This is a genomic window from Rhodococcoides navarretei (genome assembly GCF_038069675.1).
GTDB classification, from domain to species: domain Bacteria; phylum Actinomycetota; class Actinomycetes; order Mycobacteriales; family Mycobacteriaceae; genus Rhodococcoides; species Rhodococcoides navarretei.
Genome location: NZ_JBBPCN010000001.1, coordinates 4,956,960 through 4,975,311, shown reverse-complemented (window position 1 = coordinate 4,975,311; position 18,352 = coordinate 4,956,960). Strand labels below are relative to the sequence as shown.

Sequence of the window (18,352 nt, the reverse complement as noted above, 5' to 3'; positions counted from 1 at the left end):
CTGCCCTCGTAGGTTCGACCGTGTTCGTCTAGAAAATATCCGACTCGCTTGTCGGCCGCATGAGGCAGGATGAACTGCGTGGATCTTCCTCTTGCCGTGCCGGTCGCACCGATGCTCGCCAAAGCCGCGAAAGTGGTGCCCGCGCAGCCCGAGGACGGGCCGGCTGTGTGGTCGTACGAGCCGAAATGGGACGGATTCAGGGCCATCGTCTTCCGTGACGGAGACGAGGTGGTGCTGGGGTCCCGCGGCGGCAAGGACCTGGCCCGCTATTTCCCGGAGTTGGTGGAGGCGATCAAATCCGAGCTGCCCGAGAAGATCGTCGTCGACGGTGAAATCGTCGTGCCGCGCGAGAAGGACGGTTCCACTCGTCTCGATTGGGAATCGCTGTCGGAAAGAATTCACCCCGCGGCGAGTCGGGTGACGATGCTTGCGGAGAAGACTCCGGCGCAGTTCATCGGCTTCGACCTGTTGGCCGTCGGCGACGAGGACCTGACGAGCGAGCCGTTCTCGACGCGGCGGGCGAGATTGCTCGACGCGGTCGGCACGGGTGGACCGAGCTGTTTCGTCACCTCCGCCACCGACGACGCTGCGGTGGCCGAGGATTGGTTCGAGCGTTTCGAAGGTGCCGGACTCGACGGTGTGGTGGCCAAGAGACTCGACGGGGTCTATCTGCCCAACAAGCGCGAGATGATCAAGATCAAGCATGCGCGTACCGCCGACTGCGTATTGATCGGCTATCGAATTCACAAGTCCGGTAACGGGATCGGATCGCTGCTGCTCGGCCTCTACGACGGTGACGATCTGCGCATGATCGGCGGTGCGTCGGCATTCACCGACAAGCGCCGGTTGGAATTGCTCGAAGAACTCGAACCGCTCCGACTCGGCGACGACGTCACGTACGACGGCGAAGCGACCCGCTGGAATTCGTCGAACGACCGCAACTGGATCCCGGTGCGCATCGAGCGGGTCATCGAGGTGGCCTACGACCAGATGGAAGGGGCACGGCTGCGGCACGTGGCGCGCTTCCTGCGGTGGCGACCCGATCGTGATCCGCGCTCGTGTGCCTACGACCAGCTCGAGGTTCCGGTGCGCTACGACGTTGCCGACGTCATTGCCGGGGGACGATAGCCATGGCCGCGAAAACACCACCGGCGTTCGTGCAGGCCGGCGAACGCGACGTGCGAGTGTCGAGTCCGGATCGCGTGATCTACGAGGCGACCGAACGCACTCCTGAGATCACCAAACTGCAGGTGTGCGAGTACTTCGCGGCCGTCGGTGAGCCGCTGATGCGGGCGATCGGAGACCGCCCGACCGCGATGGAACGATGGCCCGACGGCTATCGCGAGGGCATGAGATTGGCGCTCGGCCCCCAGGACAAGGAGGGTGACGGCTTCTATCAGAAGCGATTGCCCAAGGGTGCGCCCGAGTGGATCGAGACGGTGAAGATCGCGTTCCCCAGCAAGCGCACGGCCGAGGAGCTGTGCCCGTCGGAAGTGGCCGCGCTGGTGTGGGCGGCGCAGATGGGCACGCTGACGTTTCACCCGTGGCCGGTACGTCGACCGGAGGTGGACCATCCCGACGAGCTGCGGCTCGATCTCGATCCGCAGCCCGGGACCACGTTCGCGGACGCCCTGCGAGTGGCCGACGTGACCCGAGAGCTGTTGGAAGAGTTGGGCTTACGCGGCTACCCGAAGACAAGCGGCAATCGGGGTATCCATATCTACGTTCGCATCGAGCCGCAGTACACCTTCGAGCAGGTGCGCCACGCGGCCATCGGTCTGGGCCGTGAACTCGAACGGCGCGACGACGGGGTGACCACCAACTGGTGGAAAGAGGAACGCGGAGAACGCATCTTCATCGACTACAACCAGAACAACCGAGACCGAACCATCGCCAGCGCGTGGAGTCTGCGGGCTCGGCCGGGCGCGCCGGTGAGCACCCCGATGACGTGGTCTCAGTTGGCCGACGTCACCGATCCACGTGAATTCAACCTCGTCACAGTGCCGGAGCTGATTCAGGACGGCGATCCGTGGGCCGACATGGACAAGAAGGCCTACGCTCTCGAACCCCTTCTGCACCTGTGGGAAACACTGCCCGGCGGAGAACTCAACTTCCCGCCCGACTACCCCAAGATGCCGGGCGAACCGCCACGGGTGCAGCCGTCGAAAAAAGTTGCCGAGCACTGGGATGCGGAGGGTAATCGCACCGAAAGCTAGCTCGCTCGGCCCGGGCAGGAGTGCACACTACGTGGCCGCATCGACGGGATCCCGTCGATTCAGCCGTGTTCTGTGCATCCTTGCCCACGCTCACATGGATTCGAGTTCCCGGATCAACGTCGCCGCATCGTATGGTCCGACGTGTCGGATGAGGTCCTTGTCGCCGCGTCCCAGGTAGAACGTCGGGGTGCCGTCCACGTCCGAGGACGACGCGTCGAGTTCGTCGTCCTCGACGCGAACGACATGGTCGCCGGTGCGGATGTCGTCCTCGAATTTGTCCATGTCGAGGCCCAGTTCGCGTGCGTAGCCGTCGATGTCGTCGGGTTCGAGTGCGTCACTGTTGCGGAACAGCACGTCGGCCATCTCCCAGAACTTGCCCTGCGCTGCCGCGGCTTCGCTGGCGTAGGCGGCGTACCGAGCGTGCGGGTGGTAGTCGTCGAGCGGCAGGTGCCGGTAGACGTAGCGCAGGTCGTCGCCGAAGTGCTTGCGTACCTCGGCGACGCTGCCGGTGGCCTTGCTGCAGAACGGGCATTCGAAATCCGCGTACTCCACGATGGTCAACGGTGCGTCCACCGGACCGCGGATGTGATCGCGCTTGGCGCTGACCGGACGCAGAATGCGCAGGGACGCTTCGGCTTTCGGGGGATGGATCTTCGCGTCGACGCGGAACAGGATCCAACCGAGCGCTGCGGCGATCACCGATGCCGCCAACACGCCGACGCGCGCCTCGTCGGCGAGCAACTCGTCGTCGAGGGCGAGGTCGATGATGAACAGCGAGATGGTGAACCCGATTCCGGACATCGCCGCACCCCCGGCGATATGCGAGAGCGTCAGCCCGGGAGCGAGGGACGACGGTCGCAGTTTCGCGAAGACGGCAGATGCAGCGGTGATTCCGACGAGCTTGCCGAGGACGAGGCCCGCGATGATGCCCCAGGTGAGCGTCGAGGTCGCTGCGGCTTTCAGAGTGTCCGAGCTCAGCACCACTCCGGCGTTGGCGAGCGCGAAGATCGGCACGATGATGAACGCCGTGTACGGCTGGTAGAGCCGCATGAGACGTTCGTTGACCGACACCGCGCGATCGAGTCCGAGGCGGGCCGCGCGGGCGTACTCGGGATTGGGCGACTGTCGGAATGCGCGCGTCAGGTCCGACGCGCGTTCCACCTCGGTGCGGCGCGGCGGGTAGACGGGAAGGATCAGCGCGATCATCACTCCGGCAAGGGTGGGGTGAACTCCGGACTCGTACATCGCAACCCACGTGAACAGGGCGACCACGAAGTATCCGACGCCGCGCCACACCTCGAGCCGGCGCAGCAGGAAGATCAGCCCGAGCCCGACGAACGCCAGCATCAACGGCACCACGTCGAGGTTGTCGGTGTAGAAGAACGCGATGATCGCCAGTGCACCCACATCGTCCGCAACCGCGAGGGTGAGCAGGAAGATGCGCAGCCGCGCAGCCTTCTTCGGTCCGAGGACGGCGAGTGCCCCGAGCAGGAACGCGGTGTCGGTGGAGATGACGACGCCCCACGCCTGCGCGGCCGGGCCGGACGGATTGAAGGCGAGGAACAGCAACGCCGGTGCTGCCAGGCCGGCAACGGCGGCGACGATCGGTATCGCGGCACGGGATCGGTCGGTGAGCTCACCCATCGCGAACTCGCGCTTGACCTCGAGACCGACGACGAAGAAGAACAACGCCATGAGTCCGTCGTTGACCCAGTGCGCGAGGTCGAGGGAGATGCCGTGCTCGCCGATGGTGACCGACAGCTCGGTGTGCCAGAACGATTGGTAGGTCTCGCCGAAGGGTGAGTTGGCCCAGATCAGCGCGATCAGTGTCGCCGCGAGCAGAAAGCCTGCCGCCAGGGTCTCGCTGTTCTTCTCGCCGCGAGCCCGCGAGATCCGTTCGACGAACCGTGCCATCGGCCGAGTCGTCGGCGTGATCTGATCTGCCATCTTCCGGCCCGGATCCTCTCGGAGAGTGGTTGTGAAGCAGTCTGTACCAACGCGACCGTCGAGGGTTTGCTTCCTCGCAGGTGACAGGCCCGCAGAGTAACGGTATTGCGCTGTCGAACCCACCGCACGGCGAGAGAGATGTGCACGACATATTCGACGAACGGCATTAGTCCAGCCAAAAACGGGAATACCGGTCCGACTCGCCCCTGCCACGAAGGAACATCCATGCGTGATTTCATCTGCCGCAAATGCGGACAGAAGCTGTCGTTCGAGAACTCACTGTGTCTGAGCTGCTCGAGTGCACTCGGCTTCCATCTGCCGAGCAGAGCCCTGCTGGTGCTCCCCGACAAGGCGGACGACGGGGTCGCCGAGGCCGAGGTGGACGGCACCACGTGGAAGATGTGCGCCAACCTCAACACTGCGCGGTGCAACTGGCTCGTGGACACCACCGACACCGACGATCTCTGCGTCTCCTGCCGGCTCACCCGCACTCGCCCCGCCGACGACGACGTTGACGCGATGGCCGCCTACGCCGACGCCGAGACCAACAAGCGTCGCGTCGTCCTCGAACTCACCGAACTGGGACTGCCCATCGTCGGCCGGGACGAGGACGAGACGACCGGTCTGGTGTTCGACCTACTCTCCAGCGCCGACCAGCAGGTGATGACCGGCCACGACAACGGGCTGATCACTCTGGATCTGGCCGAGGGCGACGACGTGCACCGTGAGCAGCTACGAGTGGCGATGTCGGAGCCTTACCGCACACTCGTCGGACACTTCCGGCACGAGATCGGCCACTACTACCAGATGGTGTTGGTCGGAAACGGCGAACATCGCGCGGCGTTCGAGGAACTGTTCGGAGATCCTGATTCGAGCTACCAGGACGCTCTCGATCGCCACTACAGCGAAGGTGCGCCCGACGGCTGGGAAGACAACTACGTCTCGTCCTACGCCACCATGCACCCCGCCGAGGACTGGGCCGAGACCTTCGCGCACTACCTGCACATTCGCGACACCCTCGACACGGCCGCTGCGTTCGGCATGGCCCCGGCCGGTTCGACGCTGGAGAGCCCGCTGCCGGGTGATGTCGGCTTCGATCAGATCATCGACTGGTGGCTGCCGTTGTCGTGGGCGTTGAACCAGATCAACCGCTCGATGGGCCACCAGGACCTCTATCCGTTCGTGCTGCCGGCGACCGTCGTGAAGAAAATCGGGTACGTGCACTCGTTGATTGCACCCAGCACCCTCTGACGCCCGCTAACGGTCGTTGAGCTTTGCCATCAGGGGCGTATCCTGTGTTGTCGGCACACCGCCGATGCCGGGGTACGTCCCCTGTGCATGAGCAGGACGAGGTGACGACCATCAGCGAGCAGACAGTGGATTCGACGGGCACTCGCCCGCCGGTCACCGATTTCGAGCTGAGTCGACGGTTGGCCGAGGTTGCCGAAAAGCTGCGGCGCCAGCATTCCGATCCGGATCGAGTTCTGGCCGTCATCACCGAGTCCGCGGTGGCGAACGTCCCGTCTGCCGAGTTCGCGTCCATCACCACCGTGCTGCAGGGCAAGTTCGTACACAGCGCCGCATTGTCGGGAGAACCCGCCGGCCATTGCGACAAGATCCAGGAGCAGCTGGGCGAGGGACCGTGCCTCGAATCGGCGATCGAACAGACGACCATCAGGATCGACGACATGGACAGCGACACCCGCTGGCCACTGTTCGCCGATGCGGCGTCCGCGCTCGGGGTCAAGAGCATGATCTGCTTCCAGCTCTACGTCGAGGGAGTCAACTTCGGCGCACTGAACCTGCACTCCACCCGTACCAACGCGTTCACTGCCGAGGCCGAGTCGATCGGCTCGCTGTTCGCTGCGCACGCGGCCATCGCGTTCTCCGCCGCACGCGAGGAACAACAGATCCGGGCCGCGTTGACGAGCCGAGATCTGATCGGTCAGGCCAAGGGCATGCTGATGGAGCGGTACAACCTGAATTCGCAAGCGGCATTTGCTTTGCTGGCCAAGCTGTCTCAGGACACCAACGTCAAACTCGCCGACCTCGCCGAAAGGCTGGTCATCGACGCGGCGAAGTCGACCGACTGAGGCCCGTCGACAGGATCGAGCCCGGTCAGCGCACGTCGAGGCCGTCGGTGCTCGCGACCGACGCCGCCGGACCGTCCGAGGCGACGAACACCTCGATCCGAACGTCCTCGTCCAGGTAGCGGCTGAGCAACGCCAATCCTGGTGTGGAAGCAATGATCTCGTGGACTCGATCGCCCGGGATCGGATAGTCGTCCACCTCGTGGCGCCAATGTGCCGCCACCAGGGTGCCGCCGACCTCCAGGTGTTCGACAGCTCGGGCCATCGCCGACGTCAGGTCGTCGGCATCGAGGTAGTACCCGACCTCGCTGACGACGATCAGATCGAACATCTCCTCGGGTGCGGGCAAAGTCGACCAGTCGTCCGAAAGAGACCACCGCGCGAATTCGACGGCGGCAGTATCACCGACGCGCCTACGCGCGGAATCGAGGGCACTGTCCACCACATCGGTGGACACCACGTGATCGCACCGGGCCGCCAGCTGCTCGGTGAGTACACCGATGGAACAGCCGGGTTCGAGTGCGCGCCGATAGTGCGGCTTCGGCAGCGATGCCAAGGTCAGGGCGTACTTGCGACGCTCGTACCACTTGCTGTCCAGCATGAACGGATCGTCTTTCACCGCATACACGGTGCGGAAATACTCGGCACCCAGACTGGTGCGAGAACCCTGGCTCACGCGAACACCACCTCGAACGGTCGACGGTATCGAGCGAGAACGTGCGGCGGCAACACCGCTCGATCCGCGGGGTGATCCGACAGGGGGCGAATCTGAGAATCGAACTGCTCGATCGACGCTCGCTTGGCCTCGAGTGTGTGGGCGGGAAGATCGATCCGGCGACTGCGGGTCCACGGCACCGCAGGATGATCGGGAGTTGCCCAGTGCCACATCCAGATCGGATACTCCACCACCGGTATCCCGACCGCGCTCGCCGCAGTGAGGCAGGCACGTGCGGTGGCTTCGTGGTCGGGATGGCCATCCCCGCGCCAGGGCGTCAGGCACCAGGTGCCGGGAGTGGCGTCGAGCAGCGGTATCAGCGCATCGGCCACCGCAGCCTCGTGGTCCTCGACCGCACCGTCGGCGATCTGCAAACGCGTCGGAGAGTGGTCGATTCCCAACTCGGCCAACGCACGCTCGGACTCGACGGGGCGTCGTGCCCTCAGGTCCTGCGCCGTCACGGACGGGGATCCGGGGTGGGAGCCGTCGCCGTCGGTGACGGCGACCACCCGAACGTCGACCCCTGCTGCCGCAGCCAGGGACAGCAGGCCGCCGACACCGAGTACCTCGTCGTCCGGGTGCGGGGCGACCACAACCATGGTGACGACGTCCTTCCAGTCCAAGCCCGGGATGGACCAGTCGGCCGACATCCAGTCCGACTCGGCGGTGCCGACATCAGCCTCGGCGTCGAATGCGTTCTCTACCATGGGTTTTCCTCTTCGGCGATGTCGTGCCCGAGAGCTTCGAGATCTCGTTCGGCGTGGCTCTGCCTCAGATAGACGGTGAGATCTGCGACGCGCTGGGCGTGTTCGGCGTCGCCGCACAGTGGGCCGGCACCGAGGGCGCGGCCGACGCGGTCGATGCATTGTGTCGCCGCGTCCTCGACCACCGCGCGCACGACGCGGGCTCGGGTTCGGGCTCGCCCGGAGCGGTCGAACGGATCCGCGTCCACCTCGGCTGCAGCAGTGGTCAGTGCGCTCGACGCTGCCCCGAGGGCCGCAGCGATGGCACCGAGGTGGGCAGCGCGGTGCGGGTCCGGCCGGTCGCGGACGGCGGCGTGCAGCGTGTCCGCCACCGCGCACGCGCTACCGAACCAGGCTGCCGACACGCCGATTGCCCCGTGCCAGAAGCCCGGCCGGGTGAGGTAGTCGGTCGGTCCGCCGACCGCGACGGCGGGGACACTGTCGAATGCGACCGAACCGGAATCGCTCTTGCTCATCCCCACCGCATGCCACGTGCCGGGAACCGGAGTTGCACCCGGATGGGTCAGATCGACGGCGAACAGCCGCGGACTTCCCTCCACCCTGGCCGTCACCAACGCATGCGTGCACAGTGACGCACCTGAGCACCACGGTTTGGTCCCAGTGAGAACCCAGCCCGAATCGTCCAGTACCGCTTCGAGAATCGGCGCAGGCGGTTCCGCGGCCCACACGCCCCAGATCTGCCCACGCTGTGGCGTCGGGCCGTCGAGTTCGTGCAGGATCGCGATCGCGTCGGTGTGCGCCTCGGACCACCGGCCCAGCACCGTGTTGTGCCGGCTCAGCGCGGCGAGCGATTGCCAACGCAGATCGGTGTATCCCGAGCCGGGCAGCGCCAGGTCGAGACGGCCGTCCGCCTCGAACGCCAAGAACGCGGCGCGCAGCCCGGTGTCGAGGTTTGCTCGGTCGGTGGATTCGAGAAAACCGGTCTCGCTCATGCGGTGGGCTCCAGGGAACGTAGGAATCCGGCCATGCCGTCGGGCGCTCTGCCACGCAGGCGACCCGACGTCGTGACCGGAATGTCGCACACCCGACGGCACACGATGCCGCCGAGCTCGAGGCGTCGGACCAGATCGTGGTCCTCGCCGGTGGTCAACGGCGCGAATCCGCCGACGGAGAGATAGTCCGTCGCCCGGACCCCGAGGTTGGCCCCGTGGACGTGTGGGTGGCCGACCTCGTGTCGATACTGCACGTCGTACGACGACCGAAGGGCAACGTCCTCCCGGAAGCGGTCCTCGAAGTCGACGATCACCGTTCCCGCCACTGCCCGAGCGCCCTCGGCGGCATGCCGGAGATGGCCGAGCAGCCAGTCCTCACCCACCCGGGTGTCGGCATCGGTGGTGGCGAACCAGGTGGTTGCTCCGTGCTCGGTGCCGGACGCCGAGAAGCCTGCTGCCCGGGCCGCTCCGACGTTGCGGTGAGCTACTTCCACTGTCGACACGAACGGGTGACGTGCGGTGATGCTCGCAGAATCGTCGGTGCACGCGTCGAGCACCACGATCGTGGAAACGGGGACCGAGGTCACCTCGACGACGCGACGCTGCGCTCGAGACAGGGCGGTCAGACACGCGTCGAGCAGATCCTGCTCGTTGTGCGCAGGTACGACGACGACGATGTGGCTGACGGGGGTATGGGGGAAAGCATCGGAGATCACGGTCCACCCTCTTCGGACACCGGACAGGAGAAGTCCGTTTCGGAATCCGCCGGTGTCTGGACGGGATGTACTTCCCCTGCACATACCCGTTCCCCGGCTGCCGACACATGCGCCGCGGCCTGGTCCGACAGCGCCCGGGACCGGTTGCGGGAACATACTCGTACCCGAGGTTTCTTTCGCCCGTTTCGTCGATATCCGATTAGCAAATGTCGGGGCGGTATGTGTTAATGGGCGTTGCCCTGGATAGCACTGTTCGTGGGCATCGCGACACAGTACGAAGGATGGTCGGGTACATGGCATCACCGGTCCGCACACGCAGATTCGCCCGTCTCGGCGCGATCGTTGCAGGTACAGCCCTCGCGGCTTCCGCAGCATTCGGTTCGGCACAGGCCGCCCCGCTGTGGCCGGGCGGGCCCGACATCTCCATCCCCGGCATGCCGGGATCTTCGGCTCCCGCCGTGCCTGCCCCCGCGCAGCCTCTCGTTCCGCAGCTCGCGCCGGCGAACTTCGCCGATCCGAGCATCAGCCCGTCCGGCGGCGAGGTCGTCGGAGTCGCGCAGCCCATCGCCATTCGCTTCGACGAGGCCATCGGCGATCGCGATGCCGCACTCCGCGCCATCCGCGTCACGACGAACCCGTCCGTGGAAGGCCACTTCTACTGGATCAACGACAGCCAGGTCCGGTGGCTGCCCAACGAGTTCTACCCGGCGCACACCCAGGTGACCGTCGAAGCGGGCGGCGCGAAGGCCGAGTTCTCCACCGGCGACTCGATCATCACCACGGCCGACGACAACACCAAGCAGATCACCGTCACCCGCAACGGCGAGGTCGTCCGCACCATGCCCACCTCGATGGGCAAGGTCGGCCACGAGACCCCCAACGGCACCTACATCGTCGGCGAGCGATTCCGCGACATGTACATGGACTCGTCCACCTACGGCGTCCCGGTGGACTCCGAGGAGGGCTACCGCACGTACGTCGAGTACGCGACGCGCATCTCCTACAGCGGCATCTTCGTACACGCGGCTCCGTGGTCGGAAGCGCAGCAGGGCTACTCCAACGAGTCGCACGGCTGCCTCAACGTCAGCACCGAAGACGGCAAATGGTTCTTCGAGAACGCCCAGAAGGGCGATCCCGTCGTCATCGTCAACACCGACGGCGGCACCCTCAGCGGATCCGACGGCCTGGGAGACTGGAACCGCTAGAGCGGCTTCGCCGCACGTGCACGAGGTGCTTTCGGGTCGTTCCGCAGGCTCCACTCCGGCCTCGTACCCCACTACGAAGTTCCGCTCACATAGGTTGGTCTGCCCGACGGTGAACGTTGGGGCTCAGTTCACCAATCGTTAGCCGCGACTGAGCACAGTCCTCGCGGTGAGTGCAACAACCGAACGAGTGCTGCCCACGGCCAGGAAGAAGCGTTTCTTCTCGCGGCCGTGGACCGATTACGCACTGTTCCTGATTCTGGTGGGCCCCAACCTGGTTCTGCTGGGTGTGTTCACGTATCGGCCGCTGGTCGAGAACTTCCAGTTCTCCTTCTTCGACTGGAACCTGTCCTCGCCCACCTCCACGTTCGTCGGCTTCGACAACTACCGTGAGTGGGCCTCTCGCGAGGACACCTGGCAGATCGTCGGCAACACCGTCGTGTTCACGGTCGCCGCGGTGGTGGGCTCACTGGTTCTCGGCCTGGTGCTCGCGCTGCTGCTGGATCGAAAGCTCAGGGGCCGCAACTTCGTTCGCTCCGCAGTCTTCGCCCCGTACGTCATCTCGGGGGCCGCGATCGGCATCGCGTTCCAGTTCGTCTTCGACCCCAACTTCGGGCTCGTTCAGGACCTGATGCGACGCCTCGGCCTCGGCTCGGTTCCCGACTTCTATCAGGACCCGAAGTGGGCGATGGTCATGATCACCGTGACCTACCTGTGGAAGAACCTGGGCTACACCTTCGTCATCTACCTCGCCGCCCTGCAGGGCGTGCGTAAGGAGCTGATGGAAGCGGCCGAGATCGATCAGGCGAGTCGATGGACCACGTTCCGCAAAGTGCTTCTGCCGCAACTACGTCCGACGACGTTCTTCCTGTCGATCACAGTGCTGCTCAATTCGCTCCAGGTCTTCGACATCATCAACGTCATGACGCGCGGTGGCCCGCTGGGCACCGGCACCACCACGATGGTCTACCAGGTCTACGAGGAGACGTTCCGCAACTTCCGGGCCGGCTACGGCGCCACCGTCGCGACGATCCTGTTCCTCGTGCTGTTGATCGTCACCCTCGTGCAGGTACGAATCATGGATCGAGACGATCAGCGATGACTGTGACCGACAAGCGTCCGACGGCCACGCCGGAGAAGGCACCCGGGCCGCGCGACCAGCACCGTGCGCGTCGTAGCGCGAACATCCTCGGATACGCGGCCATGGTCGCCGTCCTGCTGATGATCGGGCTGCCACTGTTCTGGATCCTGATCACCTCCTTCAAGGATCGACCGGACATCTACGTCCAGCCGGTCACATGGTGGCCCAGCGTGTTTCACCCGCAGAACTACGACGAGGCGACGACGGAGGTGCCGTTCTTCACCTACCTGCGCAACTCCATCATCATCACCACGGCCGTGTCGTCCATCAAGTTCGTCCTCGGTGTCCTGAGCGCCTACGGTCTGGTGTTCCTTCGTTTCCCGGGAAAGAACATCGTCTTTCTCGTCATCATCGCCGCGTTGATGGTGCCCAATCAGATCACCGTCATCTCCAACTACTCGCTCATCTCCGAACTGGGGTGGCGAAACTCGTTCCAGGGCATCATCATTCCGCTGGCCGGTGTCGCCTTCGGTACCTTCCTGATGCGTAATCACTTCCTGTCGCTGCCGCCGGAGATCATCGAAGCCGCGCGGATGGACGGTGCCGGACCGGTACGGCTGATGTTCCGGGTGATCCTGCCGCTGTCGGGCCCGACCATGGTGGCGTTCGCGATCATCACCATCGTCAACGAATGGAACGAATACCTCTGGCCGTTCCTGATGTCCGACGACTCGTCCGTCGCCCCGCTGCCGGTCGGGTTGACGCTGCTCCAGAACAGCGAGGGCTACACCAACTGGGGCGCAGTGATGGCCGCGACGGTACTGACCATTCTGCCCATCCTTCTCGTCTTTCTCGTCCTGCAACGCCACATGATCAAGGGCCTCACCTCCGGTGCGGTCAAGGGCTGATTCACCTCACTATCAGGAGTCGAACACCATGGCACACATCATCAATCGGCGTGGCTTCCTCACGCTCACCGGCGCAGCTGCGGCCGCCGCAGCCCTCGCGGCGTGCAGCGGTCCCGGATCGGGCGGGTCGGGCGGCGAGGCTGTCGAAGGCGATGCGAACACCATCAACTTCTGGTCGAACCACCCGGGCAAGTCCCAGGAGTTCGAGAAGGAACTGATCTCGCGTTTCCAGGCCGAGAACCCCGGCCTGACGGTCAATCTCATCGACGGTGGCAAGAACTACGAGGAGGTGTCGCAGAAGTTCAACGCGGCGCTCTCCGGTAACGATGTACCCGACGTGGTCGTGCTCTCGGACGTTTGGTGGTTCAACTACGCCCTCACCGGTGCGATCGAGCCGCTGGACAAGCACTTCTCCGCAGCAGGCGTCGACCAGTCCGATTACGTGGATTCACTGCTGGCGGACTACAACTGGAACGGCAACCACTGGGCGTTGCCGTACGCGCGCTCGACGCCGCTGTTCTACTACAACAAGGCCGTCTGGCAGCAGGCCGGCCTGCCCGATCGCGGACCGGCCACCTGGCAGGAATTCGACGAGTGGGGCCCGCGCATCCAGGCCGTCGTCGGAGACGGCAAGCTCGCGCACGGTTGGGGCAACGCCGTCGACTATCTCGGGTGGACGTTCGAGGGCCCGATCTGGACGTTCGGCGGATCGTACTCCGATCAGTTCGAGCTGAAGTTCGACGACCCCAATACCATTGCGGCAGGCAAGTTCCTGCAGGACATGATTCACACGAAGAAGTACGCCGCGGTCTCCAACGACATCGCCAACGATTTCGCCGCGGGCATCCTCGCGTCCACCATCGCCTCCACCGGCGACCTGTCCACCATCAAGGCCGGTGCCGCGTTCGAGTTCGGCACTGCCTTCCTTCCTACCACCGACGGCACCCCCGGCTGCCCCACCGGTGGCGCGGGCCTTGCCATTCCGGCCAAGATCTCGGACGAGCGAAAGGTGAACGCACTCAAGTTCATCGACTTCGTCACCAACGGTGCCAACACCGCGTACTTCTCCCAGAACACCGGCTACATGCCGGTCCGCAAGTCTGCGCAGCAGGATCCGTCGGAGATCGCGTTCCTCGAGGCGAACCCCAACGCGAAGACGGCTGTGGACCAGTTGGCGCTGACCCGCTCGCAGGACTACGCCCGCGTGTTCGTCCCCGGAGGCGACAAGATCATCGGTAGTGGACTCGAGCAGATCGCGCTGCAGAATGCCGATGTGGCAACCACATTCGCGTCCGTCTCGGATCAGCTGCAGCAGATCATCGACCGCCAGATCACCCCGAAGTTGCCGAAGTAATGGCGGCCGTTCACTACGCCGGTGTCTCGCATCGGTACCCGGGAGCCGATGCGCTCGCTGTCGACAACCTCGAACTGGACATCGCGGACGGTGAATTCATCGTTCTCGTCGGACCTTCGGGCTGCGGGAAGTCGACGAGTCTGCGGATGCTCGCCGGTCTCGAATCCGTCGAAAGCGGTCACATCGACATCGGCGGAGTGGACGTCACCTCGCTGGCACCGCGGGCCAGGGACGTGGCGATGGTGTTCCAGAACTACGCGCTGTACCCCAACATGACCGTCGGCGACAACATGGGCTTCGCGTTGCGCAACGCCGGAATGAGCAAGTCCGACACCGCCGCCCGAGTCCTCGATGCGGCGAAGATGCTCGAGCTGGAGCCGCTGCTCGGTCGCAAGCCCGGCAAGCTCTCCGGTGGGCAGCGTCAGCGAGTGGCGATGGGGCGCGCCATCGTGCGTCAGCCCAAGGTGTTCTGCATGGACGAGCCGTTGTCCAACCTCGACGCCAAGTTGCGGGTGTCGACCAGAGCCCAGATTGCAGGTCTGCAGCGACGGCTGGGCACCACGACGGTGTACGTCACGCACGATCAGGTCGAGGCCATGACCATGGGTGATCGCGTCGCGGTTCTGTTGGAGGGCAAATTGCAGCAGATCGCCGCTCCGCGGGAGTTGTACGACAATCCCGTCAACACGTTCGTCGCCGGATTCATCGGGTCACCCGGAATGAATCTGGTCGACTCGCCCGTGCGCGACGGTGCGGCGGTACTCGGTGAGTTGCGCATTCCCGTCCCGGCCTCGGCGGGCGAGCGCGCCGTCGTCGGTGTGAGACCAGAATCGTGGGACCTGGTGGGCGATGGGGCCGGCCTGCAACTGACGGTCGAGCTGATCGAGGAACTGGGTGCGGAGTCGTTCGTCTACGCTTCCGCACCCAGTACGAACGGCGGGTGGACCACCACTTCCGGGAGGATCTCGGTCCGAGTCGATCGCAAGTTGTCGATCGCATTGGCCGAAACGATCCGACTGGTTCCGCGGTTCGACGAGTTGTTCTTCTTCGACTCCGTTACCGGCCTGCGGTTGTCCTGACGGGCTCACCAATATCGACTGGGAGAGTGGCCCATCCGTGCAAGACGCGGGTGTTGCGTCGGGTTCCCTCGCCTGCCGACCGCAGGTGAGGGAACCGATCGAACAGGGTCTTGAGTCCCACTTCGGATTCGGCTTTGGCCAGTGCCGCGCCGAGGCAGTAGTGGCGTCCGCCCGAGAACGACAGGTGCTTGCCCGCGTTGGCACGGGTGACGTCGAAGCGATTGGGGTCCTCGAACACCAGCGGATCCCGATTGGCACCGGCCAGCACCAGCACGACGAGCTTGCCCTCGTGCACCGTCACGCCCTCGACCTCGACGTCGTGCTTTGCCATACGGGCCGTGAGCTGTACGGGAGACTCCATCCGCAACATCTCGTCGATTGCAGTGGGCCAGTGCGATGGATCCTGTTGCAGCACCGCCAATTGATCGGGATGGTCGAGCAGCAACCGGATTCCGCTGCCGAGAAGGTTGACCGTCGTCTCGAATCCCGCTGCCAGCACCAAACCGGCAGTGGCCCTGAGCTCTTCGTCGTTGAGGCCGATGCCCTCGTCTTTCGCGGCGATCAACTGACTCATGAGATCGTCGCCCGGATTGCGGCGTAACTCCGCGATGTGTTGCGACAGCCAGGCGTCGAACCCGATCAGCCCACGCTCGACCTGCTTGAACTGAGACCACGACAGTCCGATGTCGAGACTGGGTGCGGCCATCTCGCCGAACTCGAGAACTCGTTGATTGTCTTCCTCGGGAACGCCGAGGATGCGCCCGATGACCGCGACCGGCAGTCGCGCGCAGTAGCGATCGACGATGTCGACGACCGGCGAGCCGTCGGACAGTTCGTCGAGCAGTGCATCGGCCGTTTCCTGCACCTGATCGCGCATCTTCTTCACCGCGCGGGCAGTGAAGACCGAGGACACCAACTTGCGGTACCTCGTGTGATCGGGCGGCTCGACCGACAGCAGTGACGGCGGCAGAATCGGATGCAATGCGCCGGATCTGGTGTGCTCCTCGACCCACCGCATCGGACCGGGAAGGGTCGCACCGAGCTGAGTGACCCGGAAGTCGTCCGAGCGCAGCAGGTCGAATGCCACCCGGTGATGCACGGTGATGTTCGAGATCCGAGTCTTCACCAGCGGTGCCGTGGCGCGCAGCTTCTCGTAGACCGGCGTCGGATTGGCTCGCGTTGCGGGATCGGCCACCAGCATCGCCTGCGGATCGCCCGCGGCCGCTGCTCGTTTGGCCGCGAACCTGATGACCCCGTGCGCTGCGAGCCATCGTACGAATTCCCTCATCCGAACAGTCCTCCCCGTTGTGTCCCCCAGGTGAGCGGAACTTCGTAGCACGCTACGAAGTTCCGCTCACATGCTGCTACCAGATCCTGACGCGCTTCCCCGGCTCCAAGTACAGCGCATCTCCGGGCTGTACGTCGAACGCTTCGTGAAAACTGTCCAGATTTCGCACGACACCGTTGCAACGGAACTCCGGCGGCGAGTGCGGATCGACGGCGAGTCGACGAATCGCCTCGGCGTCTCGTGCCTTGGTGCGCCACACCTGTGACCACCCGAAGAACACGCGCTGCAGCCCGCTCAGGCCGTCGAGCACGGGTGCGTCCTTGCCTTCGAGTGAGATCTCGTAGGCGGCGACGGCGATCGACAGACCACCCAGGTCGCCGATGTTCTCGCCGATGGTGAACTCACCGTTGACCTTGTGGCCGGGCAGTGCCTTGGGCTCGAACTCGTTGTACTGCTCGATCAGGGCCGTGGTGCGCTTGCCGAATTCGGTGCGGTCGCTGTCGGTCCACCAGTCGACCATGTTGCCGTCGCCGTCGTACTTGGCCCCCTGATCGTCGAATCCGTGGCCGATCTCGTGGCCTATGACGGCTCCGATACCGCCGTAGTTGGCCGCGTCGTCGGCCTCGGGGTCGAAGAACGGTGGCTGGAGAATGGCTGCGGGAAAGACGATCTCGTTCATGCCGGGGTTGTAGTAGGCGTTGACGGTCTGGGGCGTCATGAACCACTCGTCACGATCGACTGGTCCGCCGAGCTTGTCCAGGTCGCGCTGGTAGTCCGCGGTGTAGCCGCGTCGGTAGTTGCCGAGCAGGTCGTCGGCGCTGATCTCGACGCTGGAGTAGTCGCGCCAGCGATCGGGGTAGCCGATCTTGGGGGTGAACTTGCCCAGCTTGTCCAACGCCTTCTCGCGCGTTTCGGGGCTCATCCATTCGAGCTCGGAGATGTTGCGGCGGTACGCCTCGGTGAGGTTGTCGACCAGCACCTTCATTCGAGCCTTGGAGTCGGCCGGGAAGTGGCGTTCGACGTACAGCTTGCCGACGGCCTCGCCGAGCACGTCCTGGACCAGGGAGACACCGCGCTTCCAGCGCTCGCGGTTCTCCTCCGTTCCGGTCAGCGTCGTTCCGTAGAACGCGAAGTTCTCGTCGACGATCGCGCTCGTCAGGAACGGTGCCCGCGAATGCACGACGCGCCACGCCAGCCACGCCTTCCATGCTTCGATGTCCTCGGAATTCCACAGCGAGACGAAGGTACTCAGGAACGGAGGCTGCCGAACCACGATCTCGGCGAACTGCTCGGTGGTGCTGCCGAGCCCGGAAATCCATGCAGCCCAGTTGAATCCGGCACCGTTCTTGACCAACGTGTCGTAGTCGACCAGGTTGTAGCTCTTCTCGGCGTCCCGCCTGGCCACGACGTCCCAGTGGCCGGCGGCGATCTTCTGCTCGAGGTCGAACACCGTCTGTGCGTCGTACTCGATACCGCTGAGCGCGAACATCTTCGAGATGTGCTCGAGGTAGCTCGCCCGAATGTCGGCGTACTCGTCCTGGCGGTAGTACGACTCGTCGGGCAGGCCGATGCCGGACTGGCTGAAGTGCACGAGGTAGCGATCGGACTGCTTGGCGTCGGTGTCGACGTAATGGCCGATGGCACCGCCGACGCCGGTGCGTTGCAGGGAGCCGAGAACGGTTGCGAGGGTGACGAGGTCGGTGGCGTCGGAGATGGCAGTGAGTTCGTCGGCGATCGGGGTGACGCCGAGTTGCTCCGCGCGATCGGCGTCCATGAAGCTCGAGAACAGGTCGCCGATCTTCTGTGCGTCGCTACCCGCGGGCGGGTTCGCGGCCGCGGATTCTTCGATGATCGTCTGTACGTCGACCTCGGCGCGGTCGTACAACGTGCGGAACGCACCGTCGACGGCGCGGTCGGCGGGGATGCTGTAATCCTCCAGCCATTTGCCGTTGACGTGCACGAAGAGGTCGTCCTGCGCGCGTGTGTTCTCGTCCTGGTAGCTGAGATCGATGCCCGAGTTCACTACTGAAGTCATCCGTCCATCTTTACACTCTTGCGCT

At 64.7% G+C, this 18,352-nt stretch carries 16 protein-coding genes; 9 read left to right on the top strand and 7 right to left on the bottom strand.

The features are described 5' to 3' along the window. Positions 1–78: 78 nt before the first annotated feature. Together AABD04_RS23505 and AABD04_RS23500 are read left to right on the top strand one after the other, a co-directional pair. Positions 79–1,128 carry an ATP-dependent DNA ligase gene (locus AABD04_RS23505; protein WP_335741850.1) on the top strand — a complete coding sequence of 350 codons (1,050 nt, stop codon included), beginning with the start codon at positions 79–81 and terminating at the stop codon, positions 1,126–1,128. A gap of 2 nt (positions 1,129–1,130) precedes the next feature. After that, a complete protein-coding gene (locus tag AABD04_RS23500) occupies positions 1,131–2,216 on the top strand; it encodes a DNA polymerase domain-containing protein (RefSeq protein ID WP_341442694.1) in 1,086 nt (361 codons plus the stop codon). A gap of 90 nt (positions 2,217–2,306) precedes the next feature. On the opposite strand, the gene nhaA is transcribed toward AABD04_RS23500, so the two are convergent. Further along, entirely contained in the window at positions 2,307–4,163 is a 1,857-nt protein-coding gene (gene nhaA / locus AABD04_RS23495; protein ID WP_341442693.1) for a Na+/H+ antiporter NhaA, read from the bottom strand. Positions 4,164–4,388: 225 nt separating this feature from the next. Here nhaA and AABD04_RS23490 point away from each other — a divergent pair, with 225 nt between their 5' ends. Both AABD04_RS23490 and AABD04_RS23485 read left to right on the top strand, forming a co-directional pair. After that, positions 4,389–5,414 (top strand): zinc-binding metallopeptidase family protein, encoded by a 1,026-nt coding sequence (locus tag AABD04_RS23490; protein ID WP_243609264.1) that lies wholly within the window; start codon positions 4,389–4,391, stop codon positions 5,412–5,414. Positions 5,415–5,515: 101 nt separating this feature from the next. After that, entirely contained in the window at positions 5,516–6,256 is a 741-nt protein-coding gene (locus tag AABD04_RS23485) for a GAF and ANTAR domain-containing protein (RefSeq protein WP_341442692.1), read from the top strand. Between the two features lie 25 nt (positions 6,257–6,281). On the opposite strand, the gene AABD04_RS23480 is transcribed toward AABD04_RS23485, so the two are convergent. The 4 genes from AABD04_RS23480 to AABD04_RS23465 are packed head-to-tail and all read right to left on the bottom strand — an operon-like array spanning position 6,282 to position 9,380. After that, entirely contained in the window at positions 6,282–6,929 is a 648-nt protein-coding gene (locus tag AABD04_RS23480; protein ID WP_341442691.1) for an SAM-dependent methyltransferase, read from the bottom strand. After that, a complete protein-coding gene (locus AABD04_RS23475; RefSeq protein WP_341442690.1) occupies positions 6,926–7,675 on the bottom strand; it encodes a PIG-L deacetylase family protein in 750 nt (249 codons plus the stop codon). The genes AABD04_RS23480 and AABD04_RS23475 overlap by 4 nt, the downstream gene beginning before the upstream one ends. Next, positions 7,669–8,664, bottom strand: coding sequence for an acyl-CoA dehydrogenase family protein (locus AABD04_RS23470; RefSeq protein ID WP_341442689.1), 996 nt, complete (start codon positions 8,662–8,664; stop codon positions 7,669–7,671). Before AABD04_RS23470 ends, AABD04_RS23475 begins: the two co-directional genes overlap by 7 nt. After that, entirely contained in the window at positions 8,661–9,380 is a 720-nt protein-coding gene (locus AABD04_RS23465) for a glycosyltransferase family 2 protein (protein WP_341442688.1), read from the bottom strand. The genes AABD04_RS23470 and AABD04_RS23465 overlap by 4 nt, the downstream gene beginning before the upstream one ends. 293 nt (positions 9,381–9,673) lie before the next feature. On the opposite strand from AABD04_RS23465, the gene AABD04_RS23460 reads away from it, so the two are divergent. The 5 genes from AABD04_RS23460 (at position 9,674) to AABD04_RS23440 (ending at position 15,004) form a co-directional block, all read left to right on the top strand. Continuing rightward, positions 9,674–10,585 carry a L,D-transpeptidase gene (locus tag AABD04_RS23460; RefSeq protein ID WP_341442687.1) on the top strand — a complete coding sequence of 304 codons (912 nt, stop codon included), beginning with the start codon at positions 9,674–9,676 and terminating at the stop codon, positions 10,583–10,585. Between the two features lie 166 nt (positions 10,586–10,751). Continuing rightward, positions 10,752–11,684 (top strand): carbohydrate ABC transporter permease, encoded by a 933-nt coding sequence (locus AABD04_RS23455; RefSeq protein WP_341442686.1) that lies wholly within the window; start codon positions 10,752–10,754, stop codon positions 11,682–11,684. Continuing rightward, positions 11,681–12,571 (top strand): carbohydrate ABC transporter permease, encoded by an 891-nt coding sequence (locus AABD04_RS23450; RefSeq protein ID WP_341442685.1) that lies wholly within the window; start codon positions 11,681–11,683, stop codon positions 12,569–12,571. The genes AABD04_RS23455 and AABD04_RS23450 overlap by 4 nt, the downstream gene beginning before the upstream one ends. 28 nt (positions 12,572–12,599) lie before the next feature. Next, positions 12,600–13,925, top strand: a complete 1,326-nt coding sequence (locus tag AABD04_RS23445; protein ID WP_341442684.1) for an ABC transporter substrate-binding protein — start codon at positions 12,600–12,602, stop codon at positions 13,923–13,925. Beyond that, positions 13,925–15,004, top strand: coding sequence for an ABC transporter ATP-binding protein (locus tag AABD04_RS23440; RefSeq protein WP_341442683.1), 1,080 nt, complete (start codon positions 13,925–13,927; stop codon positions 15,002–15,004). The genes AABD04_RS23445 and AABD04_RS23440 overlap by 1 nt, the downstream gene beginning before the upstream one ends. Here AABD04_RS23440 and AABD04_RS23435 read toward each other — a convergent pair. Together AABD04_RS23435 and AABD04_RS23430 are read right to left on the bottom strand one after the other, a co-directional pair. Then, the gene (locus AABD04_RS23435) at positions 14,982–16,292 is read right to left on the bottom strand and encodes a cytochrome P450 (protein WP_341442682.1); all 1,311 of its coding nucleotides are present in this window, start codon (positions 16,290–16,292) and stop codon (positions 14,982–14,984) included. The genes AABD04_RS23440 and AABD04_RS23435 overlap by 23 nt on opposite strands. A 76-nt stretch (positions 16,293–16,368) precedes the next feature. Next, positions 16,369–18,327 (bottom strand): M13 family metallopeptidase, encoded by a 1,959-nt coding sequence (locus tag AABD04_RS23430; RefSeq protein WP_341442681.1) that lies wholly within the window; start codon positions 18,325–18,327, stop codon positions 16,369–16,371. Between the last annotated feature and the right edge of the window lie 25 nt (positions 18,328–18,352).

Excerpts from the sequence above, each read along its gene's own strand:
- AABD04_RS23500 (WP_341442694.1), top strand. The coding sequence starts at position 1,131 with ATGGCCGCGAAAACACCACCGGCGTTCGTGCAGGCCGGCGAACGCGAC.
- nhaA (WP_341442693.1), bottom strand. The coding sequence starts at position 4,163 with ATGGCAGATCAGATCACGCCGACGACTCGGCCGATGGCACGGTTCGTC.
- AABD04_RS23490 (WP_243609264.1), top strand. The coding sequence starts at position 4,389 with ATGCGTGATTTCATCTGCCGCAAATGCGGACAGAAGCTGTCGTTCGAG.
- AABD04_RS23475 (WP_341442690.1), bottom strand. The coding sequence starts at position 7,675 with ATGGTAGAGAACGCATTCGACGCCGAGGCTGATGTCGGCACCGCCGAG.
- AABD04_RS23470 (WP_341442689.1), bottom strand. The coding sequence starts at position 8,664 with ATGAGCGAGACCGGTTTTCTCGAATCCACCGACCGAGCAAACCTCGAC.
- AABD04_RS23460 (WP_341442687.1), top strand. The coding sequence starts at position 9,674 with ATGGCATCACCGGTCCGCACACGCAGATTCGCCCGTCTCGGCGCGATC.
- AABD04_RS23450 (WP_341442685.1), top strand. The coding sequence starts at position 11,681 with ATGACTGTGACCGACAAGCGTCCGACGGCCACGCCGGAGAAGGCACCC.
- AABD04_RS23445 (WP_341442684.1), top strand. The coding sequence starts at position 12,600 with ATGGCACACATCATCAATCGGCGTGGCTTCCTCACGCTCACCGGCGCA.
- AABD04_RS23440 (WP_341442683.1), top strand. The coding sequence starts at position 13,925 with ATGGCGGCCGTTCACTACGCCGGTGTCTCGCATCGGTACCCGGGAGCC.
- AABD04_RS23435 (WP_341442682.1), bottom strand. The coding sequence starts at position 16,292 with ATGAGGGAATTCGTACGATGGCTCGCAGCGCACGGGGTCATCAGGTTC.
- AABD04_RS23430 (WP_341442681.1), bottom strand. The coding sequence starts at position 18,327 with ATGACTTCAGTAGTGAACTCGGGCATCGATCTCAGCTACCAGGACGAG.